The organism is Streptomyces sp. NPDC058697, assembly GCF_042715345.1.
GTDB classification, from domain to species: Bacteria; Actinomycetota; Actinomycetes; order Streptomycetales; family Streptomycetaceae; genus Streptomyces; species Streptomyces liliifuscus.
On sequence record NZ_JBHXSU010000029.1, the window covers coordinates 96,956 to 121,763 of the forward strand.

Sequence of the window (24,808 nt, forward strand, 5' to 3'; positions counted from 1 at the left end):
ATACGGCTCAACGAGAACGGCTCAGCAAATGCAGTTCAACGAACGCGGTAGCTCTCCAGCGGCCCCAGATACGTCGGCGTCAACCCACCCGTATCGATCACCAGCCGCTGCACCACCACCGTCGGATCGACCATCCAGAACTTCAGCCGGTGCACCCCGGCGGACTCGATCATGTGGCGCGTAGACGTGCGATTGACGTTGTCCGATGTGTTGCGGGCCCACTCGATGTCCATCAGCCCGTCATCGGCACCCGTGGCCGCGTGGATGTCGACGATCTGCGGGGCGTCCCCGTCGAACGAGATCCCGTACTTCAGCCCGCCCGTCGGCAGGGTCGGGTTCCGCGGAGACAGATACGCCCACACCGTGACCTCACCCGCGGACAGCAGGCTCACCTCGTACTCCAGCCGCGGAGACGTTCCCCCCGGCGTCCGCCGAGGAGCCGTCACGGGCCACGGCGTCACCCCGGCCCCCGTACGCCCGATCCCGTCGATACGCCGCCACGTCCCCACCGCACGCGCGAAGTGCTCGGCATCGACGGCCACGTACCCACCCGCCTCGACGAACCCCCGAAGCCCTCGCGCACCCCACGACCCCCGCGACCCCCGCAACCCGCCCACCGACGGAGACTCGGCCACCACCCCCACCGTCACCACCGCGCCCGCCCCCTCCACCCTCACCGACGCCTCCGTACGCCCCCGCGGAGCCCGGGCCCAGTCCACCGTCAGCACCACCCGCACCTGCTTCTCGACCCGACCCCGCGGACGGTCGACCCTGATCCACGGCACCGACGGCGTGATCCGAAAGTCGAAGGCCGTACGCCCCCGGTTGAAGACCTCGATGTACTGGTCGGGCCGGGTCTGGTACGGGCTGAACACAGGCAGCACGGCCTCACCAAGGGCATGGGAACCGGGCCACCACTCCCCCTCCTCCGCCCCATCCACCGCCACCCCCATCTCGGCGGCCACCGGCACCCCGACCCGCTTCACCGCCGGAAAGATCTCGTCCGGCAACGCCACGTTGTCCCGCTCGGGCTGCTGCCACGGCGCGTTCGGCCCGTACCGCTCCACATCCCCGTACCCGATGTGCGGCTGCGTCTGGAAGCCACGCCATTTCCCGCCCGCCACCCGGGAGTTGAAGCGCTCGGCGAGAGCGAAGTCCCGGGCCAGCCCGGCCTCCGCCTCAGCTGCCAGGTCATTCGTCGCGGCCCGCCCCTGCCGCGCGTACAGCAGGTTGGTGAACTCCGCCTGCCGCAACCCGTACAGGTTGGCCGTCGCCGCCACCTCGTACCCGACGAGCTCGAACCACGCGTCCTGGTCCGCGGCCGGCAGCCGTCGGCCGATCCGCTCCGCGTCCTTCCCCAGCCGCCGCCACTCCTCCGTCACCCGCTCCAGCTCACGGTGACCGAAGAAGAAGGGCGTCTGCTGGTCGTCGTACACGACCTTCCCGTCCACCAGCGTGATCCTGCGGTTCAGCAACTCCGGCTTGCGGCGCGACTGGAGCTGCGCATACCTCGCCAGCACCGACGCGATCTCAGCAGCAGCCGCCGCGCCGAAGTTCTGCCGCGCATACCCCCGCTCCCACTCCCCCAGCCTCTCCAGCGGCCAACGCGCCGGATCCCAGGCGTAGTTGAGGAAGAACTCGGTCGGCAGCTCGTTCCCCTTCAGGTCGCCGACGTTCGTGACCCACAACTCCCGGTTCCCGTACGCGACCGCCTGGTGGAGCTGGTCCCACAGGTTCGGCAGCGAAGTGGTGTCCACCCACTTGTAGTTGCGACCGACCCCGACATAGTCGAAGTGGTAGTACAGCCCGTACCCGCCACCACGAACCGCCCCCGACCTCGACCCCGCTCCCGCCCCCGCTCCCGCCTCCGCCGGATCCGGATGCTTGCGGATGTTGCCCCAGTTGTCGTCGGTCAGCACGACGGTCACGTCGTCCGGCGCCCGGAGCCCCCGGTCCCAGTACCGCTGGACCTCCTTGTAGAGCGTCCACACCTGCGGGGTCTCGGCGGCCGGGCGCCCGGTGACGTCCTCGATGATCGATCTCTGCGTCGCGATGATCTCCCGCATCAGCTCGATGCCGTCACCGTCGGGCAGACTCGTGTCGCCGTTCCCCCGCATCCCGAGCGTGACGACACCCTCGAAGTCCTGGTCGACCATGCGCCGCACGCCCTCGCGCCAATACGCCTTGACCGCCTCGGAGTTGCGCCGGAACGACCACTCCCCGGTGCCGCCGTAGGGATCCCGGCCCGGCGTCACGACGTTCCCCGCACTGTCGCGCACGGCCGGCACCGCATGCCGGTTCCACTCCTCGATACCCCGCATCATCGGCGCCTCATGAGACGTGCCCATGACAATCCCGTACGCCTTCGCCCTCGCGTGGTTCTCAGGGTCGTCCTCGGCGAAGGCCCGCCCCCACACCGCCGGCCACAGATAGTTCGCCTTCAGCCGCAGCAGCACCTCGAAAACCTTGGCGTAGAAGTCCGCGTTGAAGCCGCCGGGATGCCCGGGCGCCTTCCCGGGACCGAAGAACGCAGGCGCCCATGTCCCCAGCGCCGGGTTCTCGTCATTGATGAAGATCCCGCGGTACTTCACCGCCGGCGTTCCCTGGCTGTACCGCCCCGGCAGTACGTACGCCTCGCTCCGCCGCACCGGCCGTACGTCGTCCCACCAGTACCAGGGCGACACCCCGATCCCGTACGAGACGTCGTACGCCCCGAAGATCGTGCCGCGCGGATCACTGCCGGCGACGACGAAGGCCCGCTCCACCCCCGGCATCGGCCGCTCGACCACAGTCTGCAGCGAGGTCTCCCACCTGCCCCGGATCCCTCTGACGTCGAGCTTCCCGGCCGCGACCAGCCCGTCGATCAGCGGACTGCGCCCGACCGTCCCGACCAGGACGACCTCCCGCGCCACCGCCGAACCCGGCCGCACACCCGTGACCCGCTCGATGTCGTCCCGCAGATCCCCTGCCACCCGTACGACTCCGGGGTGGTCGTCACCACTGACCACGACCGGGGCGCCCACCAGCGGAAAGGCCCCGCCCTCCGGCGAGAAGGAGATGTACGCGCCGGGATCCGTGGACCCCGGCCCCCCATCCGCCCCCCACGCAGCACCCGACAACGCGGACAGCGCGGCCGGCCCGGCCCCCGCGCCGATCCCCGCCCCCACTCCCGCCCCCAGAACGGCTCTACGGCTGACGCCCCCAGACATACCTCACCCCTCGAACATGTCATCGCGAATTTGCTCAGCGGCATGACAAATGGTGGAGGGAGGGGCCCACGAGGGGAATGGGTCGTCGGCGCCGAATAGTTTCGTTACAGCAAAGGGGCCCGCACGACCGAAGTCGTACGGGCCCCTTCAAGGAGCTCAGCGATGCTGGAGCTACCAGGCGTTCAAGCCCAACAGGTAAGCGAGGCTTACTTGTTGATCTTGGTGACCTGGCCGGCGCCCACGGTCCGGCCACCCTCACGGATGGCGAACTTCAGGCCCTCCTCCATGGCGACGGGCTGGATGAGCTCAACGGTCATCTCGGTGTTGTCGCCCGGCATGACCATCTCGGTGCCCTCGGGGAGGGTCACCACACCAGTCACGTCCGTCGTGCGGAAGTAGAACTGGGGACGGTAGTTGTTGAAGAACGGCGTGTGACGGCCACCCTCGTCCTTGGACAGGATGTACGCCTGCGCCTCGAACTCGGTGTGCGGGGTGACAGAGCCCGGCTTGATGATGACCTGGCCGCGCTCGACGTCCTCGCGCTTGATGCCACGAAGAAGCAGACCGACGTTCTCACCGGCCTGGCCCTCGTCGAGCAGCTTGCGGAACATCTCGATGCCCGTGACCGTGGTGGTGGTCTTCTCGGTCTTGATGCCGACGATGTCGACGGTCTCGTTGACCTTGAGGACACCACGCTCGATACGACCGGTGACGACGGTGCCACGACCGGTGATCGTGAAGACGTCCTCGATCGGCATGAGGAACGGCTTGTCGACGTCACGCTCGGGCTGCGGGATCGACTCGTCGACGGCCTTCATCAGGTCGAGGACGGACTGGCCCCACTCCTTGTCGCCCTCAAGGGCCTTGAGCGCCGAGACCTTGACGACCGGAAGGTCGTCGCCCGGGAACTCGTACTCGGAGAGCAGCTCACGGACCTCGAGCTCGACGAGCTCCAGGATCTCCTCGTCGTCCACCATGTCGGCCTTGTTCAGCGCGACAACGATGTACGGAACGCCGACCTGGCGGGCCAGGAGCACGTGCTCCTTGGTCTGCGGCATCGGGCCGTCGGTGGCGGCAACCACGAGGATGGCGCCGTCCATCTGGGCAGCACCGGTGATCATGTTCTTGATGTAGTCCGCGTGACCCGGGCAGTCGACGTGCGCGTAGTGACGCGTCTCCGTCTGGTACTCGACGTGCGCGATGGAGATCGTGATACCGCGCTGGCGCTCCTCAGGAGCCTTGTCGATCTGGTCGAAGGCCGAGGCCTCGTTCAGGTCCGGGTACGCGTCATGCAGCACCTTGGTAATGGCGGCCGTGAGGGTCGTCTTACCGTGGTCGATGTGACCGATGGTGCCGATGTTGACGTGCGGCTTAGTCCGCTCGAACTTCGCCTTCGCCACTGGGTCCTCCTGTGGAGTGGTTCTGGTACGCCTTACTCATCGGCGCCAGGGTGATCTTTGCTGGGATGCCGCCCGCCGGGATTCCCGTTTCCGGATGAATCCCGTCGGTCGGTGTCAAGCCTAAAGCGTGCAAACGGTGTGCGTTACTCGCCCTTGGCCTTCGCGATGATCTCCTCGGCGACGTTCCGGGGAACCTCGGCGTAGGAGTCGAACTGCATCGAGTAGCTTGCGCGACCCGAGGTCTTGCTGCGGAGGTCGCCGACGTAGCCGAACATCTCCGAGAGGGGCACGAGGCCCTTCACGACGCGGGCGCCGCTGCGCTCCTCCATGGCCTGGATCTGGCCACGGCGGGAGTTGAGGTCGCCGATGACATCGCCCATCGACTCCTCGGGCGTGGTGACCTCGACGGCCATCATCGGCTCGAGCAGCACGGGGCTGGCCTTGCGGGCGGCCTCCTTGAAGGCCTGCGAGCCGGCGATCTTGAAGGCGAGCTCGGAGGAGTCGACCTCGTGGTAGCCACCGTCGAGAAGAATGACGCGGACGCCCGTCATCTCGTAGCCGGCCAGGATGCCGAACTGCATGGCCTCCTGCGCACCGGCGTCCACCGACGGGATGTACTCCCGCGGGATACGGCCACCGGTGACCTTGTTCACGAACTCGTACGCCGGACCATCGGTCTCGGTGATGGGCTCGATCGCGATCTGCACCTTGGCGAACTGACCGGTACCACCGGTCTGCTTCTTGTGGGTGTAGTCGTGACGCTCGACGGTCTTGCGGATCGTCTCACGGTACGCGACCTGCGGCTTACCGACGTTGGCCTCGACCTTGAACTCACGGCGCATACGGTCGACCAGCACCTCGAGGTGCAGCTCGCCCATACCGCCGATGATGGTCTGGCCGGTCTCCTCGTCCGAGTGAACCTGGAAGGAGGGGTCCTCCTCCGCGAGACGCTGGATGGCTACACCCAGCTTCTCCTGGTCACCCTTGGACTTGGGCTCGATGGCGACCTGAATGACCGGCGCCGGGAAGTCCATGGACTCCAGGATGACCGGGTTCTTGTCGTCGGAGAGCGTCTCACCGGTGGTGGTCTGCTTCAGGCCCATCACGGCGACGATGTCGCCGGCGCCCACCGCCTCGATCTCCTCACGCTTGTTCGCGTGCATGCGGTAGATCTTGCCGATGCGCTCCTTCTTGCCCTTGACGGAGTTCAGCACGGCAGTGCCGGACACCAGGCGGCCCGAGTAGACCCGGACGAAGGTGAGCTTGCCCAGGTGCGGGTCGCTCATGATCTTGAACGCGAGGGCGGACAGCGGCTCGTCCACGGACGGCTTGCGCTGGATGACGACCTCGGGGTCCTTCACGTCGTGGCCCTCGATGGCCTCGACGTCAAGCGGGGTCGGCAGGTAGCGCACGACCGCGTCGAGCAGGGGCTGGACGCCCTTGTTCTTGAACGCGGTGCCACAGAACACCGGGGTGACCGTGGTGCCCTCGGACTTGCCGGACGCGATGGTGATGCGGCGGATCGCGGCGTACAGCTGCTCCACGGAAGGCTCCTTGCCCTCCAGGTACAGCTCCATGATCTCGTCGTCGTTCTCGGCGACCGTCTCGACGAGCTTGCCGCGGTACTCCTCGGCAGCCTCGGTGTGGGTGGCCGGGATGTCGACGACGTCGTACATCTCGCCCTTCTCCGCCTCGGCGGACCACACGAGAGCCTTCATCGTGACCAGGTCGACGACGCCCTTGAAGTCGGCCTCGGCACCGATCGGGAGCTGCATGACGATCGGCTGCGCGCCGAGGCGGCCGCTGATCATGTCGACGCAGCGGTGGAACTCCGCGCCGGTCCGGTCGAGCTTGTTGACGAAGCAGATGCGCGGCACGCCGTAACGGTCGGCCTGACGCCACACCGTCTCGGACTGCGGCTCGACACCCGCGACGCCGTCGAACACGGTGACGGCACCGTCGAGGACGCGGAGCGAACGCTCCACCTCGACCGTGAAGTCGACGTGACCCGGGGTGTCGATGATGTTGATCGTGTAGTCGTTGTCCTCAAGCGGCCAATGACAGGTGGTAGCAGCAGAGGTGATCGTGATGCCACGCTCCTGCTCCTGCTCCATCCAGTCCATGGTGGCAGCGCCGTCGTGGACTTCACCGATCTTGTAGCTGACGCCGGTGTAGAAGAGGATCCGCTCGGTGGTGGTCGTCTTGCCCGCGTCGATGTGGGCCATGATCCCGATGTTGCGGACCCTGGCCAGGTCAAGTGAAGTGGTAGCCATAAGGCTTCGGTCTTCTCTCGGTCTCGATGGGGGTAGCGACTACCAGCGGTAGTGCGCGAAGGCCTTGTTGGACTCGGCCATCTTGTGGGTGTCCTCGCGCTTCTTCACAGCGGCACCGAGGCCGTTGGAGGCGTCGAGAAGCTCGTTGAGCAGACGCTCGGTCATGGTCTTCTCGCGACGGGCGCGGGAGTAACCGACCAGCCAGCGCAGCGCCAGGGTGCTCGCGCGGCCGGGCTTGACCTCGACCGGCACCTGGTAGGTGGCGCCACCGACACGGCGGGACTTGACCTCGAGGGTCGGCTTGATGTTCTCAAGAGCGCGCTTGAGCGTGATGACCGGGTCGTTGCCGGTCTTCTCGCGCAGGCCCTCCATGGCGCCGTAGACGATGCGCTCGGCGGTGGAGCGCTTGCCGTTCAGCAGCACCTTGTTGATGAGCGACGTGACAAGAGGAGAACCGTAGACCGGGTCGATGATGACCGGGCGCTTCGGGGCGGGGCCCTTACGAGGCATTTCTACTTCTCCTTCTTGGCGCCGTAGCGGCTGCGGGCCTGCTTGCGGTTCTTGACACCCTGGGTGTCCAGGGAACCTCGGATGATCTTGTAGCGAACACCCGGCAGGTCCTTCACACGGCCACCACGCACGAGCACGATGGAGTGCTCCTGCAGGTTGTGTCCCTCACCCGGAATGTAAGCGGTGACTTCGATCCCGCTGGTCAGACGCACACGCGCGACCTTACGCAGGGCCGAGTTCGGCTTCTTCGGGGTGGTCGTGAACACACGCGTGCAGACGCCGCGACGCTGGGGCGAACCCTCGAGTGCGGGCGTCTTGTTCTTCTCGACCTTGTCCTGCCGGCCCTTCCGGACCAGCTGCTGGATCGTAGGCACTACTTCTCCGGTTTCTGTGTGCCGAATGGTGAAGCTAACCTGGAACATCGCCGACCCACGCGGTCGGGTGTGTCGAATCCTGCAGACTCTCGCCGTGAAGCGAGAAGAGCGCAGATTTACGGTGGCCGCTTACGACTCCCCTTGCGGTTTGAAGGCACGCACGGGAGCCAGGGCACACCCCAGGCACAAGGTCTGAGCGTACCTACCTCATAGGCTGCGGTCAAAACAAATGGGCCGCACTAACATCTCTGAGCGGACCATGCCAACCCGCCACGCCGTCCGTGATCTTCATCCGGTCGTCAGCGCGGCGATGAGCAGCAGCGTCACCACAAGGGTCCAGCTGGCCGTGGCCAGCCATCCGATGACCAGTCCGGTGAGCGCGAGACCGTCACCGCCCTCGCCTCTGCGACGGATCTCGGAGCGCGCGGAATGGCCGAGAATCACCGCGGGAAGACCGGTGAGCCCGAAGGTCACCAGGCACAGCCCGCCGCAGATCGCCGAGCCGATCGCCTTCTCGTTCGTCTTCGGCACGGGAAGGGGCAGGAACGTCCGTGGCACGGCCGCTACGGCCGCCGGCAGCGGTACGGGCCCCTGGGGCAGGTCGGCCACCAGAAGGGCCAGCTCGCCCACCGTACGGGCCGCGTAGGCCCGCGCCACGCGCTTCTCGAACTCGGCCTGCTCCATGCGCCCCTCGCCGAAGCCGGCTCTGAGCACGTCGACGGCCCGCTCCCGGTCCGCGTGCGAGGCGAGCATGGAATGCCCACTGTCCCCGTACCCGGGCTGCGGAGGGCCGCCCTGCCCGTACCAGACGGGCTGCTGACCCCCCTGCCCGCGCCAGGACGGCACACCACCCGGCCCCGGCCGGGCCTGCGCATCCTTCGGCCCCTCCCCGGGCTGCCACGACGGGTACGACACGGGAGCACCTCCCCCCGAAAGACTGGGCTTCCATCATGCTCCAACGCGGCATTTCCGGCATAGGTTCCCGTCACGGGAAAAGCCGAAGGGCGGCCACCCCTCAGGGTGACCGCCCTTCAACTCAAGCAACCCGCTTACTGGTTGTACGGACCGTAGTCGTAGTCCTCCAGCGGAACGGCCTGGCCGGAGCCCGTGCCGAACGGCGAGTAGTCGATGTCGTCGTAGCCGACGGCCGAGTACATCGCGGCCTTGGCCTCCTCGGTCGGCTCGACCCGGATGTTGCGGTAGCGGGACAGGCCCGTACCGGCCGGGATGAGCTTACCGATGATGACGTTCTCCTTGAGGCCGATCAGGGAGTCGGACTTGGCGTTGATCGCCGCGTCCGTCAGAACCCTGGTCGTCTCCTGGAAGGACGCCGCCGACAGCCACGACTCGGTGGCCAGCGATGCCTTGGTGATACCCATCAGCTGCGGACGGCCGGAGGCCGGGTGGCCGCCTTCCTGGACCACACGACGGTTCTCGGTCTCGAACTTCGACCGCTCGACGAGCTCGCCGGGCAGCAGCTCCGCGTCGCCCGACTCGATGATCGTCACACGGCGGAGCATCTGCCGGATGATGATCTCGATGTGCTTGTCGTGGATCGACACGCCCTGCGAGTTGTAGACCCGCTGGACTTCGCCGACCAGGTGGACCTGGACGGCCCGCTGACCGAGGATGCGCAGCACGTCGTGCGGGTTGGTGGCACCCACGGTGAGCTTCTGGCCCACCTCGACGTGGTCGCCCTCGCCCACCAGCAGACGGGCACGCTTCGAGATCGGGAACGCCGTCTCGTCGCTGCCGTCGTCCGGAGTGACGACGAGCTTCTTGGTCTTCTCGGTCTCCTCGATCCGCACGCGGCCGGAGGCCTCGGAGATCGGGGCGACACCCTTCGGCGTACGAGCCTCGAAGAGCTCGACGACACGGGGCAGACCCTGGGTGATGTCGTCACCGGCCACACCACCGGTGTGGAAGGTACGCATCGTCAGCTGCGTGCCGGGCTCACCGATGGACTGGGCGGCGATGATGCCGACCGCCTCACCGATGTCGACCAGCTTGCCGGTGGCCAGCGAACGGCCGTAGCACATGGCGCAGGTACCGACGGCGGACTCGCAGGTCAGGACCGAACGGGTCTTGACCTCCTCGATGCCGTACTTGACGAGCTCGTCGATGAGGACGTCGCCCAGGTCGGTGTTGGCCGGGGCCAGCACCTTGCCGTCGACGGTGATGTCCTCGGCCAGCGCACGTGCGTACACGCTGGTCTCGACGTTCTCCGTCTTGCGCAGGACGCCGTCGGCGCCCCGCTCGGCGATCGCCAGACGCAGGCCGCGGTCGGTGCCGCAGTCCTCCTCGCGGATGATGACGTCCTGCGAGACGTCCACCAGACGACGGGTGAGGTAACCCGAGTCGGCGGTACGCAGGGCGGTGTCGGCCAGACCCTTACGGGCACCGTGCGTGGAGATGAAGTACTCCAGCACGGACAGGCCTTCACGGAAGGACGCCTTGATGGGACGCGGGATCGTCTCGTTCTTGGCGTTCGACACCAGACCACGCATACCGGCGATCTGACGCATCTGCATCATGTTTCCGCGAGCGCCCGAGTTGACCATCATCGAGACCGGGTTGGTCTTCGGGAAGTTCGCGTTCATCGCCTCGGCGACCTCGTTGGTCGCCTTGGTCCAGATCGCGATGAGCTCCTGCGTGCGCTCGTCCTTGGTGATCAGACCACGCTCGTACTGCTTCTGGACCTTCTCGTCCTGGTCCTCGTAGCCCTTGACGATCGCGCGCTTCGCGTCGGGAACGACGATGTCGGAGATGGCCACGGTGACGCCGGAACGGGTCGCCCAGTAGAAGCCGGCCGCCTTCAGGTTGTCGAGCGTCGCCGCCACGATGACCTTGGGGTAGCGCTCGGCGAGGTCGTTGACGATCTCGGAGAGCTGCTTCTTGCCGACCTCGTAGTCGACGAACGGGTAGTCCTCGGGCAGCAGCTCGTTGAAGAGCGCGCGGCCCAGCGTGGTGTTCAGGCGGAAGGTGTCACCCTGCTGCCACTCCGGGTCGCCCTCCTCCTGAGCCGGCGGGGTCCAGCCGCGCGGCGGGATGGTGCCCACCGGGAAGCGGATGTCCACGCGCGACTGCAGCGAGAGGTCGCCGGCGTCGAACGCCATGATCGCCTCGGCCGCGGAGCCGAAGGACCGGCCCTCGCCCTTGACGTCCCGCAGCTCGCCGTCGGTGGTGAGGAAGAACAGACCGAGGACCATGTCCTGGGTCGGCATCGTCACCGGACGGCCGTCGGCGGGCTTGAGGATGTTGTTCGAGGACAGCATCAGGATGCGGGCCTCGGCCTGCGCCTCCGCGGAGAGCGGCAGGTGCACGGCCATCTGGTCACCGTCGAAGTCCGCGTTGAACGCGGTGCAGACGAGCGGGTGGATCTGGATGGCCTTGCCCTCGACCAGCTGCGGCTCGAAGGCCTGGATGCCGAGGCGGTGCAGCGTCGGCGCACGGTTCAGCAGAACCGGGTGCTCGGCGATGACCTCTTCCAGGACGTCGTACACGACCGTGCGGCCGCGCTCGACCATCCGCTTGGCGCTCTTGATGTTCTGCGCGTGGTTCAGGTCGACCAGGCGCTTCATCACGAACGGCTTGAAGAGCTCCAGCGCCATGGCCTTCGGCAGACCGCACTGGTGCAGCTTCAGCTGCGGACCGACGACGATCACGGAACGCGCGGAGTAGTCCACACGCTTGCCGAGCAGGTTCTGACGGAAGCGGCCCTGCTTGCCCTTGAGCATGTCGGACAGCGACTTCAGCGGACGGTTGCCGGGGCCCGTGACCGGGCGACCACGACGGCCGTTGTCGAAGAGCGCGTCGACGGCCTCCTGGAGCATGCGCTTCTCGTTGTTCACGATGATCTCGGGCGCGCCGAGGTCGAGAAGCCGCTTCAGGCGGTTGTTGCGGTTGATCACACGGCGGTACAGGTCGTTCAGGTCGGAGGTCGCGAAGCGGCCACCGTCCAGCTGCACCATCGGGCGAAGGTCCGGCGGGATGACCGGGACGCAGTCGAGGACCATGCCCTTGGGGCTGTTGGAGGTCTGCAGGAACGCAGACACGACCTTCAGCCGCTTCAGCGCACGGGTCTTCTTCTGGCCCTTGCCGGTACGGATGATCTCGCGGAGGCGCTCGGCCTCCTCGTCCAGGTCGAAGGACTCCAGGCGCTTCTGCAGGGCAGCCGCACCCATGGAGCCGTCGAAGTAGGTCCCGAAGCGGTCACGCAGCTCGCGGTAGAGGAGCTCGTCACCCTCCAGGTCCTGGACCTTGAGGTTCTTGAATCGGGTCCACACCTCGTCGAGACGGTCGATCTCGCGCTGCGAACGGTCGCGCAGCTGCTTCATCTCACGCTCGGCACCTTCGCGCACCTTGCGGCGTACGTCGGCCTTGGCGCCCTCGGCCTCAAGCTCGGCCAGGTCGGTCTCGAGCTTCTTGGCGCGGGTCTCGAGGTCGGCGTCGCGGCGGTTCTCGATCTGCTGACGCTCGACGGAGACGTGGGCCTCCAGCGACGGCAGGTCGCGGGTACGACGCTCGTCGTCCACGTACGTGATCATGTACGCGGCGAAGTAGATGACCTTCTCGAGGTCCTTCGGGGCGAGGTCGAGCAGGTAGCCCAGCCGCGACGGAACGCCCTTGAAGTACCAGATGTGGGTAACAGGCGCGGCCAGTTCGATGTGGCCCATCCGCTCACGACGCACCTTGGCGCGAGTGACCTCGACGCCGCAGCGCTCGCAGATGATGCCCTTGAAGCGGACACGCTTGTACTTGCCGCAGTAGCACTCCCAGTCCCGGGTCGGACCGAAGATCTTCTCGCAGAAGAGTCCGTCCTTTTCGGGCTTGAGGGTGCGGTAGTTGATGGTCTCCGGCTTCTTGACCTCACCGTGTGACCACTGACGAATGTCGTCAGCGGTAGCAAGGCCGATCCGCAGCTCGTCGAAGAAGTTGACGTCGAGCACTTGTCGTCAATCCCTCTTTCGGGGTCGATTCTTCACTGGTCTGACTGGGGTCCGGGGTTAGCCGGGGCTCTTGTTCAGGGAGCCCCGGCCAGACCCGTCAGACCTCTTCGACGCTGCTCGGCTCGCGCCGGGACAGGTCGATACCGAGCTCCTCCGCGGCGCGGAAGACGTCCTCGTCCGTGTCGCGCATCTCGATGGACATGCCGTCCGAGGACAGCACCTCCACGTTGAGGCAGAGCGACTGCATTTCCTTGATGAGCACCTTGAAGGACTCGGGAATGCCGGGCTCGGGGATGTTCTCGCCCTTGACGATGGCCTCGTAGACCTTCACGCGGCCGGTCACGTCGTCGGACTTGATGGTCAGCAGTTCCTGGAGGGCGTAAGCGGCGCCATAAGCCTCCAGCGCCCACACCTCCATCTCACCGAAGCGCTGGCCACCGAACTGGGCCTTACCACCCAGCGGCTGCTGGGTGATCATCGAGTACGGACCGGTCGAGCGCGCGTGGAGCTTGTCGTCGACCAGGTGGTGGAGCTTGAGGATGTACATGTAGCCGACCGAGATCGGCTCCGGGAACGGCTCGCCGGAGCGGCCGTCGAACAGAGGCGCCTTACCGGTGGGGAGCACCATGCGCTCGCCGTCGCGGTTCGGAATCGTGTGCTGCAGCAGACCGGCCAGCTCGTCCTCACGCGCACCGTCGAAGACGGGGGTGGCGACGTTCGTGCCCGGGTCGACCTTGTCGGCCTCGATGGCCTGAAGGCGCTGCGCCCAGTCGTCCGCCAGACCGGAGACGTCCCAGCCGCGGCTGGCGAGCCAGCCGAGGTGGATCTCCAGGACCTGTCCCGGGTTCATTCGGGACGGGACACCCAGCGGGTTGAGGATGATGTCGACGGGCGTGCCGTCCTCGAGGAAGGGCATGTCCTCGATCGGAAGGATCTTGGAGATGACGCCCTTGTTTCCGTGCCGGCCGGCGAGCTTGTCACCGTCCGTGATCTTGCGCTTCTGCGCCACGTAGACACGAACCAGCTGGTTCACGCCCGGCGGCAGCTCGTCGCCCTCTTCACGGTCGAAGACGCGGACGCCGATGACCTTGCCGATCTCGCCGTGCGGCACCTTCAGCGAGGTGTCGCGCACCTCGCGCGCCTTCTCACCGAAGATCGCGCGGAGCAGGCGCTCCTCCGGGGTCAGCTCGGTCTCACCCTTGGGCGTGACCTTGCCGACCAGGATGTCGCCGGCGACGACCTCGGCACCGATGCGGATGATGCCGCGCTCGTCGAGGTCGGCCAGGACCTCCTCGGAGACGTTCGGGATGTCCCGGGTGATCTCCTCGGGGCCGAGCTTGGTGTCACGGGCGTCGACCTCGTGCTCCTCGATGTGGATCGAGGAGAGGACGTCGTCCTGGACGAGGCGCTGCGACAGGATGATCGCGTCCTCGTAGTTGTGACCCTCCCACGGCATGAAGGCGACGAGCAGGTTCTTGCCCAGCGCCATCTCGCCTTCCTGGGTGGCCGGACCGTCGGCGAGAACCTGGTTCTCGACGACCCGGTCGCCCTCGTCGACGATCACCTTCTGGTTGACCGAGGTGCCCTGGTTGGAGCGCGAGAACTTCGCGACGCGGTACGTGGTGTACGTGCCGTCGTCGTTGGCGACGGTGATGTAGTCCGCGGAGACCTCCTGGACGACACCCGCCTTCTCGGCCTTGATGACGTCACCGGCGTCGACGGCGCAGCGGTACTCCATGCCCGTACCGACGAGGGGGGCCTCGGCGGTGATCAGCGGCACGGCCTGGCGCATCATGTTCGCGCCCATGAGGGCACGGTTGGCGTCGTCGTGCTCCAGGAAGGGGATCATCGCGGTCGCGACGGACACCATCTGGCGCGGCGAGACGTCCATGTAGTCGACGTCGTCACCGGGGACGTAGTCGACCTCTCCGCCACGGCGGCGGACCAGGACACGGGCCTCGTCGAAGCGCATGTCGTCATTGAGCGAGGCGTTGGCCTGCGCGATGACGAACCGGTCCTCCTCGTCGGCGGTGAGGTAGTCGACGTCGTCGCTGACCTGACCCTCGACGACCTTGCGGTACGGCGTCTCGACGAAACCGAACGCGTTGATCCGGCCGTAGGAGGCGAGCGAGCCGATCAGGCCGATGTTCGGGCCTTCGGGGGTCTCGATCGGACACATGCGGCCGTAGTGCGAGGGGTGCACGTCACGGACTTCGAAGCCGGCCCGCTCACGGGACAGACCACCCGGGCCGAGCGCGTTGAGACGACGCTTGTGCGTCAGGCCCGACAGCGGGTTGTTCTGGTCCATGAACTGCGACAGCTGGCTGGTGCCGAAGAACTCCTTGATGGAGGCGACGACCGGCCGGATGTTGATCAGGGTCTGCGGCGTGATCGCCTCGACGTCCTGGGTCGTCATCCGCTCGCGGACGACACGCTCCATACGCGCCAGACCCGTACGGACCTGGTTCTGGATGAGCTCGCCGACGTTGCGCAGACGACGGTTGCCGAAGTGGTCGATGTCGTCGGTCTCGACGACGATCGAGGCACCGTTGGGACCAACGGTCTCGGTCTCACCGGCGTGCAGCTTCACCAGGTACTTGATCGTCTCGATGATGTCTTCGACGGTCAGGATCCCGGCGTCCAGCGGGGCCTCGCTGCCCAGCTTCTTGTTGACCTTGTAACGGCCGACGTTGGCGAGGTCGTAGCGCTTCGGGTTGAAGTAGAGGTTCTCGAGCAGCGTCTGCGCGGCCTCACGGGTCGGGGGCTCGCCCGGACGCAGCTTGCGGTAGATGTCGAGCAGTGCGTCGTCCTGGCCCTGGGTGTGGTCCTTCTCCAGGGTGGCGCGCATGGACTCGTACTCGCCGAACTCCTCGAGGATCTGCTCGGTCGTCCAGCCGAGAGCCTTCAGGAGAACGGTGACGGACTGCTTGCGCTTGCGGTCGATGCGGACACCGACCATGTCGCGCTTGTCGATCTCCATCTCCAGCCAGGCACCCCGGGAGGGGATGACCTTGACCGAGAAGATGTCCTTGTCGGACGTCTTGTCGATGGAGGAGTCGAAGTAGACACCCGGCGAACGGACCAGCTGCGTCACGACGACACGCTCGGTGCCGTTGATGACGAAGGTGCCCTTGTTGGTCATGAGCGGGAAATCACCCATGAAGACCGTCTGGGACTTGATCTCGCCGGTCTCGTTGTTGGTGAACTCGGCCGTGACGAAGAGCGGGGCGGCGTACGTGAAGTCGCGCTCCTTGCACTCGTCGATCGAGTTCTTGGGAGGCTCGAAGCGGTGGTCGCGGAATGTCAGGGACATCGACCCGGAGAAGTCCTCGATCGGGGAGATCTCCTCGAAGATCTCCTCCAGACCGGACTTGGTGGGGACGTCCTGTCCGCTGTCCAGAGCCGCCTCGACACGAGCCTTCCACGCGTCGTTTCCGAGCAGCCAGTCGAAGCTCTCGGTTTGCAGCGCAAGAAGGTTCGGAACCTCGAGGGGCTCCTTGATCTTTGCAAAAGAGATGCGCAGCGGGGCGGTGCTGGCGCCGTTGTTCGTATTCGCGGAGGCAGTGCGCGAGGCGGCCAAGAGGGGGTCCTTCCGAGGGCTCGGACTCACTACGCGCGTACCGGTCCCAAGCCGGACACCGGGACAGCCGTTTCCTGAATCAGCCAAAAGGCCAGGTCAGGATCGGTTCAATCCACAGTGCTGAAGCGAGGGCATGCCCCTGGTGACGGGCAGGAGGCAGCTAACAGGCAGCGCAAAGGGTCAGTGTAGCCACTAGGCCCACTGATGTCCAGTGCGGGTTTTTGAAGACCCTCGTTGTTCTCAACCCCTGCTGCAAGCCACGCCCTCGATGCACATCGATACTGCCCTCTTCGCCACCGATCCATGCCTCGGATCCGGATCGTTGTGACGACGCGTCCTGAGAATTGCGCGCTGCGTGCGGTTCGTCAAGGCCCCCCATGCCCGAACCGGGTGCTGCCATCGTCACTTGCAACCCGTCTTGCACCCTGTCTTGCTGCCCGTCACAGGGCGGCCGGAGGCACGAACGAAGATCACCATACTCGTAGCGACCGACAGTGCAAGGCAGTCGCAGCACGGCCCCCTCGAACGCCGAAGAGCGACCACCCAGATGGATGATCGCTCTTCGGTGCGTCAGCGTTACAGCCCCTGCGGGAGGGGCTGTGTCGGCTCGCCGAGCCGCTGCCACGGCGCCCCTGAGGGCGCCTGGCGGACGGCTCGTGGTGTTACTTGACCTCGACGGAGGCGCCGGCGCCCTTGAGGGACTCGGCGGCCTTCTCGGCGGCGTCCTTGGCGACCTTCTCGAGGACCGGCTTCGGAGCGCCGTCCACGAGGTCCTTGGCCTCCTTCAGGCCGAGCGAGGTCAGCTCACGCACGACCTTGATGACCTGGATCTTCTTCTCGCCGGCACCCGTGAGGATGACGTCGAACTCGTCCTGCTCGGCCTCGGCCTCGGCGGGGGCGGCGGCACCGGCGGGGCCGGCAACGGCGACCGCGGCGGCGGCGGTGACGTCGAACTTCTCCTCGAAGGCCTTAACGAACTCGGAGAGCTCGATGAGGGTGAGGGACTCGAACTGCGCGAGCAGCTCTTCCTGGGACAGCTTCGCCATGATGGCGTCCTTCCACTAATTCGGCAGGTGCCGGATGTACTGGTGAGGCGGGCGTACGTTCGGCCCGCTACGACCGTCGCCTCAGGCGGCGGTCAATGCGCGAGCCGAATTACTCGGCACCGCCCTGCTCTTCGAGCTTGACGCGAAGCGCCTCCGCAGTGCGGACGAACTTCGACGGAAGCGCCTGGAAGAGCTGCGCAGCCTGAGTCTGCTTGCCCTTCATGGCACCCGCCAGCTTGGCGAGCAGAACCTCGCGGGACTCGAGGTCCGCAAGCTTCTTGATCTCGTCGGCGGACAGCGCCTTGCCGTCAAGGACACCGCCCTTGATGACGAGGTTGGGGTTGTCCTTGGCGAAGTCACGAAGACCCTTCGCCGACGTCACCGGGTCACCGGAGATGAAGGCAACCGCCGTCGGACCGTTGAACAGGTCGTCGAGCGTCGAGATCCCGGCCTCGTTGGCCGCGATCTTGGTCAGCGTGTTCTTCACCACGGCGTACTGGGCGTCTTCACCGAGCGAACGACGCAGCGTCTTGAGCTGCGCCACGGTGAGACCCCGGTACTCGGTCAGCACAGCGGCGTTCGAGCTGCGGAACTGGTCCGCGAGCTCGGCTACCGCGGCAGCCTTGTCGGGCCTTGCCATAAGCGTGGCCTCCTTCCGGGTGATGAGGACCGCTCAGAAGGAGACTGGGAAAACGAAACGCCCCGGCGCAGGCGCACGGGGCGTGACTCGACCGAACGGAATCCGTACGAGGTACGGGACTGTCCGGGAGTTCATCCACAGTCACCTACGCGGGTCGTCCGCAGTTTCAGCGGATCCTTCGGTCACCGCGCCCTCTCACGAGCACACGGCAACGACCAGCGGTCTTTGGCTTCTGTGGAAGGTTACGTGAACGGGTCGCTGTCAAGCAAATCCGTACGTGGGCCGACGGTGTACGCCGGCCCACTCCGAGGTCAGCCCTCGATGTCGCCCATCATCTCGGCCAGGTCCATGACGTCCTTGGCGGGCGGCGCCTCGACCGTCACGGGCTTGTTGTAGTCGACGAAGGTGATGGTCATGTCGAGCTTGCCCTTGTCGGCGTCACCCTGCATACGGAACTGCTTGGTGCGGTCGTCGCCGTCGATCCACATGTCCATCGTGAGCGCGTCCACGCCCATCTTCTCGTACTGCTCAAGGCTCTTCTCCCGCTGCTCGCGGGTGGTCTTGGTCTCGTCCTTGAGGGACTTGCGGAACTCGTCGAGCGTGACCGTGCCCTTGTAGTGGGTGGTCTCGACGCCCTCGACCTTCTCGGTGCCGACCTTCTTCACGTCCTTGGAGCCGGTGAGGAAGGTGGACTCCTGGGCCGGGTTCTTGTCGGCCGTCCCGGCGCCCGGAGCCGCGCCGCCCAGCGCGTCGTCGCCCAGGGTGGACAGGTCGAACTTGATCCAGCTCTTGCCGTCCATCTCCTTGGCGGCCGCGGCGCCTCCGCCTATGTACATCGCCTTGTCGACGAGGCGGATCTCGGCGGTGCCGTCCGCGCCCTGGTCGAGGGCGGTCATCTTCATGCTCATGGCGACGTCGGGCTTCATGCGCATCTGGGCATCGGCCTTGACGCGCCCCTCCTCGGGGGTCCTGCCGGTCATCCGGTAGCTGATGGAGGTGATGTCCTCCGTGTTCTTCGCCGCCTTGGCCACGGCCGCGGCGGGCGTCATCTTCGGCGACTCCTCGCTCGCGCCGTCCTTCGAACAGCCGACGGCACCCCCGGCGAGGACCAGCGCGGCGAGTGCCGCACCGGTCGTCCTACGACGCACGGATCCGCGCACAGAAAGCTTCATGGTTCCCCCCAAGGAACTGATGAGCGACTCACAGACAGGGCGCGAGCGTATCCCAGCGGGACTCGGCAGTCCTCCGAGTTCCTTGAGGCCTGTGTGACACCCGGACACCTGTGTGACACCGGGATGCCTGGGGCGACACCCGGGACTCATGGGTGGCGCCCCCTGTGTCTCATAAAAGCTGTCAGGCCGCCGGCTGAGTCTGCATCAGGTCCTTGAAGTCGGCGGTGTCGCCGGCCGGGGGCTCCTCGGTGGAGACCTTCACGCCGTAGTCGCTGTAGAAAGCCGTCGAGGACATCGAGCCGGTCGCCAGCTCGCCCTTCTCGACCTTCTTGACCAGCAGGTCCTCGTCGTTGACCCATATGTCGATGGTCTCGGTGGTGACTCCGGCCTGCTCCAGCTGGCGCTTCATGTCGGCCAGTTGGTCCGCGGTGAGGTTCGAGCTCTCGCCCGCCAGGTCCGCCACGTCGACCGTGCCCGAGTAGTGCGTGGTGTTCTCGCCGCGCACCTTCTCCTCGCCGACCTTCTTGACGTCCCCGGAGGCCAGCAGAAGCTTCACCGACTGGTTCGGCGTGGTGTTCTGCATCTGGTCCTTCATGTACGCGCCCGACCCGCCGGCGAGGTCCGCCAGGTCGTCGTACGCGTACTTGATCCAGTGCTTGCCGCCGGACTGCTCGGCGAACTTGTCGCCCATCTTCGCGTAGTAGGCGTCCGGCAGATAGCGGGCCTCCATGGAGGTGGTGCCCAGCTGGCGCATCTGGTCGGCCATCGTGCCGCCGGTGTACGTGATCGTCAGGTTGCCGATGAGGCCGTCGGACCAGCCGAGGGCGCCGTCCGCCTCCATGGACATCATGGTGCCCATGGTCGTGGTGGACTCGACCTTGGCGGAGTCGGCCTTGTCAGTGGACTTCTCGACGGAGCGCAGGGCCGAGATCGGGTTCGCCTGGGTCTTGGCCTTGCCGGCCGCCTTGTCGCCCCCTCCCGAACTCCCGCCCGAGCCCCCTTCGGAGTCCGAGCCGCTACAGGCCGCGACCCCCGTCAGCGCGGCGGCCATCGCGATCGAGACAGTCGCGCGTCGCACGGCAGTGCTCTTCATTCGTCCCCCTATGCGATTCCTGTGCCTTGCACGCTAGCGCAGGGCACTGACACCCGGTCCGGATTCGGGCATCTGACAAAGAGGGACGGGCCCCGCACCTCGAAAGGTTGCGGGGCCCGTCCTGGAATCGCGTGTGCGACGCGGCTGCCGGTGAGCGTCAGGCTCAGACGGCGGCCGGGTCCTCCTCGACGAGGAGGTTGCGGGTGCGGTTCGGGTCGAGCGGAATGCCGGGGCCGATCGTCGTGCTGATCGCGGCCTTCCGGATGTAACGGCCCTTGGCGGCGGACGGCTTCAGACGGAGGATCTCCTCCAGCGCGGCGCCGTAGTTCTCCACCAGCTGGGTCTCGTCGAACGAGGTCTTGCCGATGATGAAGTGCAGGTTCGAGTGCTTGTCGACGCGGAACTCGATCTTGCCGCCCTTGATCTCGGTCACGGCCTTGGCCACGTCCGGGGTCACGGTGCCGGTCTTCGGGTTCGGCATCAGACCACGGGGGCCGAGGACACGGCCCAGGCGGCCGACCTTGCCCATGAGGTCCGGGGTGGCGACGACGGCGTCGAAGTCCAGCCGGCCCTTCGCCACCTCGTCGATGAGCTCGTCGGAGCCGACGATGTCGGCGCCCGCGGCGGTCGCTGCCTCGGCACGGTCACCGGTCGCGAAGACCAGGACCCGGGCGGTCTTACCGGTGCCGTGCGGGAGGTTCACGGTGCCACGGACCATCTGGTCGGCCTTGCGCGGGTCGACACCCAGGCGGAAGGCGACCTCGACGGTGCCGTCGAACTTGCTCGTGGAGGTCTCCTTGGCGAGACGGACGGCCTCGAGCGGGGCGTACTGCTTGTCCCGGTCGATCTTGGCGTCCGCAGCGCGGAGAGACTTGCTGCGCTTGCTCACTACTGCTCCTGTGTGTTCTGAGGAGTCGTGGTGTGGGCCGAGCAGGCCCTGCCACGGTCTTTCCTACGGGGTGGAGGTCAGCCCTCGACCGTGATGCCCATGGAACGGGCGGTGCCGGCGATGATCTTCGACGCGGCGTCCAGGTCGTTGGCGTTCAGGTCGGGCATCTTCGTGGTGGCGATCTCGCGGACCTGCGCCTGGGTGATCTTGGCGACCTTGGTCTTGTGCGGCTCGCCGGAGCCCTTCTCCACGCCCGCGGCCTTGAGGATCATCTTCGCGGCCGGCGGGGTCTTGGTGATGAAGGTGAAGGAGCGGTCTTCGTAGACCGTGATCTCCACCGGGATCACCCAGCCACGCTGCGACTCGGTCGCGGCGTTGTAGGCCTTGCAGAACTCCATGATGTTGACGCCGTGCTGGCCCAGCGCGGGGCCGACCGGCGGCGCCGGGTTGGCCGCACCGGCCTGGATCTGGAGCTTGATGAGCCCCGTGACCTTCTTCTTCTTGGGAGGCATTCCGGGTCCTCTTCCTACTTCCTGGTTTCCTGTTGCCCAAAGGCAACCGCACCACGATAAACGACATCGCGGTGAGGCATGAAACCGAGCAGGTCAGGCCAGCTCCGAGAGCCAACCTGACCTGGACGGAAAATCCGTGACGAGCTAGTTCTTCTGGATCTGGTCGAAGCTCAGCTCGACCGGGGTCTCGCGGCCGAAGATCTCGACGAGGCCCTTGACCTTCTTCGAGTCGGCGTTGATCTCGTTGATGGTCGCCTGCAGCGTCGCGAACGGGCCGTCGGTGACGGTGACCGAGTCGCCCACCTCGAAGTCCAGCACCTGGACCTCGAGCTTGCGGGACGGAGCCGGCTTGCCCTCGGCCTCGGCAGCCTCACGGGCGGCCTTCTCCTCGGCCTCCGGGGCGAGCATCTTGACGATCTCGTCCAGCGTCAGCGGGTACGGGTCGTACGCGTTGCCCACGAAGCCGGTGACACCGGGCGTGTTGCGGACGACGCCCCAGGACTCGTTCGTCAGGTCCATGCGCACCAGCACGTAGCCGGGGAGCTTGTTCTGACGGACGGTCTTGCGCTCGCCGTTCTTGATCTGCGCGACCTCTTCCTGCGGCACCTCGGCCGCGAAGATGAAGTCCTCGACGTTCAGAGAGACGGCACGCTGTTCGAGGTTCGTCTTCACGCGGTTCTCGTAACCCGCGTACGTGTGGATGACGTACCACTCGCCGGGCAGCCTGCGGAGCTCCTCGCGGAGGGCCACGACGGGGTCGACCGGCTCGGCCTCTTCTTCGGGCTCTTCGAGCTTCTCGGCTTCTTCGGCCTCGTCGGAGACGGCCAGGTCCTCGGCGTCCGCATCGGCCTCGGCGTCCGCGTCGGTCTCGACATCCTCGCCGGACTCGTCCTCGACGTGCAGGGCAGCCTCTTCGGCGGCCTCGCCGGCTTCGGCGTCGGCAGCCTCGACCTCGTCCTCGACGTCCGCGCCCTCGACGATCTCGAGCTCGTCGTCAACGGACTCGACCGACTCGCCGGCGTCGTTCAGGTTCGGGTCAGACACGGTGGCTGCTTCTTCCTGGATCATGGGGGTGGAACACGCGAAAGCGGGCGCCGGGTACGGCGCCCTTCGCGCTTGGCTCAGCCGAATACGTACTTGGCGGCCTTGTCGAGTCCGAAGTCAATCAGAGTCACCAGACCGATCATGATGACCACGAACACAATCACCACTGTGGTGTACGTCGTCAGCTGATTCCGGGTCGGCCAGACTACCTTGCGGAGTTCCGCGACGATCTGGCGGTAGAAGAGGGCAAGGCGCTTCAGCGGGCCCTTCTTGGCACGCTTACCGCCCTTGCGGCCCTTCTTCTGGGACTCCGGCGCCTCATCCTGGGCATCAGGCATGTCGATGGAGCCCACGGCGTCCGTCACTCGTCCTCACCTGATTCCGGGTCGTGGCCGTGCCGCGCCCGGGTATGAGCCGCACGGCGGTGCATTGCAGTACGTACATGCGCACACATCCTGGCGAAAGGAGTGTGTAGCAGGGCCGGAGGGACTTGAACCCCCAACCGCTGGTTTTGGAGACCAGTGCTCTACCAATTGAGCTACGACCCTTTGTTTCCCCAACAACGTACCGCATCCGCCCGGGTGCTCGGTGTGCACCGGGTGGGCGCGGCCGGTGAAGGCCAACGAGGTGAGAGTGTACGTGGTCGACGGCCGGTCGTCGAACAGAAAGTGTCCGTAAGGACTTTGTCGGCCGGCGCTCACTCTGTGAAACCGGTGTGCCGGGGAGGTTTCGTGTCTGGAACGATGGGGCCCATGAGCCCTGCAACCCCTCCCACCGAGCGCCGGGTCTCCGCCCGGGTCGGTGCGATCTCCGAGTCCGCCACCCTCGCCGTGGACGCCAAGGCCAAGGCCCTCAAGGCCGCAGGACGTCCGGTGATCGGCTTCGGCGCCGGTGAGCCCGACTTCCCGACCCCGGGCTACATCGTCGAGGCCGCCATCGAGGCCTGCAAGAACCCGAAGTACCACCGGTACACGCCGGCCGGCGGCCTTCCCGAGCTGAAGGCGGCGATCGTCGCCAAGACGCTGCGCGATTCCGGCTACGAGGTTGACGCCTCCCAGGTCCTGGTGACGAACGGCGGCAAGCAGGCCATCTACGAGGCGTTCGCCGCGATCCTCGACCCGGGCGACGAGGTCATCGTCCCGGCGCCCTACTGGACGACGTACCCGGAGTCGATCCGTCTCGCCGGCGGTGTCCCGGTCGAGGTCGTCGCGGACGAGACCACCGGCTACCGCGTCTCGGTCGAGCAGCTGGAGGCGGCCCGTACGGAGAAGACGAAGGTCGTCCTCTTCGTGTCGCCGTCCAACCCGACGGGCGCCGTCTACAGCGCCGAGGACACCGAGGCGATCGGCCGCTGGGCCGTCGAGCACGGTCTGTGGGTGCTGACGGACGAGATCTACGAACACCTGGTCTACGGGGACGCGAAGTTCACCTCCCTTCCGGCGGTGCTGCCGGAGCTGCGCGACAAGTGCATCGTGGTCAACGGCGTCGCGAAGACATATGCGATGACCGGCTGGCGTGTCGGGTGGATCGTCGGCCCGAAGGACGTGGTGAAGGCCGCGACGAACCTCCAGTCACACGCCACGTCGAACGTGTCGAACGTCGCCCAGGCCGCCGCCATCGCCGCCGTCTCCGGGGACCTGAAGGCCGTCGCCGAGATGCGCGAGGCCTTCGACCGCCGCCGGAAGACCATCGTGCGGATGCTCAACGAGATCGACGGCGTGCTCTGCCCGGAGCCCGAGGGCGCCTTCTACGCGTACCCCTCGGTGAAGGCCCTCATCGGCAAGGAGATCCGCGGCACGCGCCCGCAGAACTCCGTCGAGCTGGCCGCGCTGATCCTGGAGGAGGCCGAGGTCGCGGTCGTCCCGGGCGAGGCCTTCGGCACGCCGGGCTACCTGCGCCTCTCGTACGCGCTGGGTGACGAGGACCTCGTCGAGGGCGTCTCGCGGATCCAGAAGCTGCTGGCCGAGGCCAAGGACTGACCTTCCTCACACCGTGAGCGGGTACGAGCGGGGGGGCGCCCCCCCGCGGGGCCCGGCGCAGCCGGCTGGGGGTTGCTGAATAATTGGAGCCTCAAAACCAAAAGATTGAATCCCAAACAAAAAATGAATTCGCCGGGG

Annotated in this window: 17 protein-coding genes and 1 tRNA gene; 1 reads left to right on the plus strand and 17 read right to left on the minus strand. The window is 66.5% G+C overall.

Annotation, left to right across the window (positions count from 1 at the left end; genetic code table 11):
• Nucleotides 1–35 precede the first annotated feature (35 nt).
• From ACFWXQ_RS40535 to ACFWXQ_RS40615, 17 genes are all read right to left on the minus strand, one after another.
• Nucleotides 36–3,209: a glycosyl hydrolase 115 family protein gene (locus ACFWXQ_RS40535; protein ID WP_383935616.1), complete on the minus strand. Its 3,174-nt coding sequence runs from the start codon at nt 3,207–3,209 to the stop codon at nt 36–38.
• Nucleotides 3,210–3,415: 206 nt separating this feature from the next.
• Nucleotides 3,416–4,609: an elongation factor Tu gene (gene tuf / locus ACFWXQ_RS40540; RefSeq protein ID WP_055610510.1), complete on the minus strand. Its 1,194-nt coding sequence runs from the start codon at nt 4,607–4,609 to the stop codon at nt 3,416–3,418.
• A gap of 143 nt (nt 4,610–4,752) precedes the next feature.
• Complete coding sequence (fusA, locus tag ACFWXQ_RS40545) at nt 4,753–6,882, minus strand: elongation factor G (RefSeq protein WP_383935619.1); 2,130 nt, start codon at nt 6,880–6,882, stop codon at nt 4,753–4,755.
• Nucleotides 6,883–6,921: 39 nt separating this feature from the next.
• Complete coding sequence (rpsG, locus tag ACFWXQ_RS40550) at nt 6,922–7,392, minus strand: 30S ribosomal protein S7 (RefSeq protein ID WP_030345396.1); 471 nt, start codon at nt 7,390–7,392, stop codon at nt 6,922–6,924.
• Between the two features lie 2 nt (nt 7,393–7,394).
• Nucleotides 7,395–7,766 carry a 30S ribosomal protein S12 gene (gene rpsL, locus ACFWXQ_RS40555; protein ID WP_003948652.1) on the minus strand — a complete coding sequence of 124 codons (372 nt, stop codon included), beginning with the start codon at nt 7,764–7,766 and terminating at the stop codon, nt 7,395–7,397.
• Nucleotides 7,767–8,054: 288 nt separating this feature from the next.
• The gene (locus ACFWXQ_RS40560; RefSeq protein WP_383935658.1) at nt 8,055–8,519 is read right to left on the minus strand and encodes a DUF1707 and DUF4190 domain-containing protein; all 465 of its coding nucleotides are present in this window, start codon (nt 8,517–8,519) and stop codon (nt 8,055–8,057) included.
• 296 nt (nt 8,520–8,815) lie between these two features.
• Nucleotides 8,816–12,715 (minus strand): DNA-directed RNA polymerase subunit beta', encoded by a 3,900-nt coding sequence (locus ACFWXQ_RS40565; protein ID WP_307523776.1) that lies wholly within the window; start codon nt 12,713–12,715, stop codon nt 8,816–8,818.
• 97 nt (nt 12,716–12,812) lie between these two features.
• The gene (gene rpoB, locus ACFWXQ_RS40570) at nt 12,813–16,295 is read right to left on the minus strand and encodes a DNA-directed RNA polymerase subunit beta (RefSeq protein WP_383935622.1); all 3,483 of its coding nucleotides are present in this window, start codon (nt 16,293–16,295) and stop codon (nt 12,813–12,815) included.
• Nucleotides 16,296–16,957: 662 nt separating this feature from the next.
• Nucleotides 16,958–17,341, minus strand: coding sequence for a 50S ribosomal protein L7/L12 (gene rplL, locus ACFWXQ_RS40575; RefSeq protein WP_269647142.1), 384 nt, complete (start codon nt 17,339–17,341; stop codon nt 16,958–16,960).
• Between the two features lie 109 nt (nt 17,342–17,450).
• Nucleotides 17,451–17,981, minus strand: coding sequence for a 50S ribosomal protein L10 (gene rplJ / locus ACFWXQ_RS40580; protein ID WP_055610505.1), 531 nt, complete (start codon nt 17,979–17,981; stop codon nt 17,451–17,453).
• Between the two features lie 311 nt (nt 17,982–18,292).
• Nucleotides 18,293–19,153 carry a DUF1396 domain-containing protein gene (locus ACFWXQ_RS40585; protein ID WP_383935624.1) on the minus strand — a complete coding sequence of 287 codons (861 nt, stop codon included), beginning with the start codon at nt 19,151–19,153 and terminating at the stop codon, nt 18,293–18,295.
• A 181-nt stretch (nt 19,154–19,334) separates the two neighbouring features.
• On the minus strand, nt 19,335–20,246 hold the full coding sequence (locus tag ACFWXQ_RS40590) for a hypothetical protein (protein WP_383935626.1): 912 nt from the start codon (nt 20,244–20,246) through the stop codon (nt 19,335–19,337).
• A 163-nt stretch (nt 20,247–20,409) separates the two neighbouring features.
• Nucleotides 20,410–21,135, minus strand: a complete 726-nt coding sequence (gene rplA, locus ACFWXQ_RS40595) for a 50S ribosomal protein L1 (RefSeq protein ID WP_143642867.1) — start codon at nt 21,133–21,135, stop codon at nt 20,410–20,412.
• A 77-nt stretch (nt 21,136–21,212) separates the two neighbouring features.
• A complete protein-coding gene (gene rplK / locus ACFWXQ_RS40600; RefSeq protein ID WP_030359033.1) occupies nt 21,213–21,647 on the minus strand; it encodes a 50S ribosomal protein L11 in 435 nt (144 codons plus the stop codon).
• Nucleotides 21,648–21,791: 144 nt separating this feature from the next.
• The gene (nusG, locus tag ACFWXQ_RS40605; RefSeq protein ID WP_383935629.1) at nt 21,792–22,691 is read right to left on the minus strand and encodes a transcription termination/antitermination protein NusG; all 900 of its coding nucleotides are present in this window, start codon (nt 22,689–22,691) and stop codon (nt 21,792–21,794) included.
• A gap of 77 nt (nt 22,692–22,768) precedes the next feature.
• Nucleotides 22,769–23,056 carry a preprotein translocase subunit SecE gene (gene secE / locus ACFWXQ_RS40610; protein ID WP_055517385.1) on the minus strand — a complete coding sequence of 96 codons (288 nt, stop codon included), beginning with the start codon at nt 23,054–23,056 and terminating at the stop codon, nt 22,769–22,771.
• A gap of 110 nt (nt 23,057–23,166) precedes the next feature.
• Nucleotides 23,167–23,239 (minus strand) — tRNA-Trp (locus tag ACFWXQ_RS40615).
• A gap of 204 nt (nt 23,240–23,443) precedes the next feature.
• On the opposite strand from ACFWXQ_RS40615, the gene ACFWXQ_RS40620 reads away from it, so the two are divergent.
• Nucleotides 23,444–24,670, plus strand: coding sequence for a pyridoxal phosphate-dependent aminotransferase (locus tag ACFWXQ_RS40620; protein ID WP_383935632.1), 1,227 nt, complete (start codon nt 23,444–23,446; stop codon nt 24,668–24,670).
• Nucleotides 24,671–24,808 lie beyond the last annotated feature (138 nt).

Bases quoted from the DNA above. Each gene is read 5' to 3' on its own strand.
- rplL (WP_269647142.1), bottom strand. From the start codon at position 17,341: ATGGCGAAGCTGTCCCAGGAAGAGCTGCTCGCGCAGTTCGAGTCCCTC.
- rplK (WP_030359033.1), bottom strand. From the start codon at position 21,647: ATGCCTCCCAAGAAGAAGAAGGTCACGGGGCTCATCAAGCTCCAGATC.
- rpsG (WP_030345396.1), bottom strand. From the start codon at position 7,392: ATGCCTCGTAAGGGCCCCGCCCCGAAGCGCCCGGTCATCATCGACCCG.
- fusA (WP_383935619.1), bottom strand. From the start codon at position 6,882: ATGGCTACCACTTCACTTGACCTGGCCAGGGTCCGCAACATCGGGATC.
- ACFWXQ_RS40620 (WP_383935632.1), top strand. From the start codon at position 23,444: ATGAGCCCTGCAACCCCTCCCACCGAGCGCCGGGTCTCCGCCCGGGTC.
- ACFWXQ_RS40560 (WP_383935658.1), bottom strand. From the start codon at position 8,519: ATGCTCGCCTCGCACGCGGACCGGGAGCGGGCCGTCGACGTGCTCAGA.
- rplJ (WP_055610505.1), bottom strand. From the start codon at position 17,981: ATGGCAAGGCCCGACAAGGCTGCCGCGGTAGCCGAGCTCGCGGACCAG.
- ACFWXQ_RS40590 (WP_383935626.1), bottom strand. From the start codon at position 20,246: ATGAAGAGCACTGCCGTGCGACGCGCGACTGTCTCGATCGCGATGGCC.
- ACFWXQ_RS40585 (WP_383935624.1), bottom strand. From the start codon at position 19,153: ATGAAGCTTTCTGTGCGCGGATCCGTGCGTCGTAGGACGACCGGTGCG.
- ACFWXQ_RS40535 (WP_383935616.1), bottom strand. From the start codon at position 3,209: ATGTCTGGGGGCGTCAGCCGTAGAGCCGTTCTGGGGGCGGGAGTGGGG.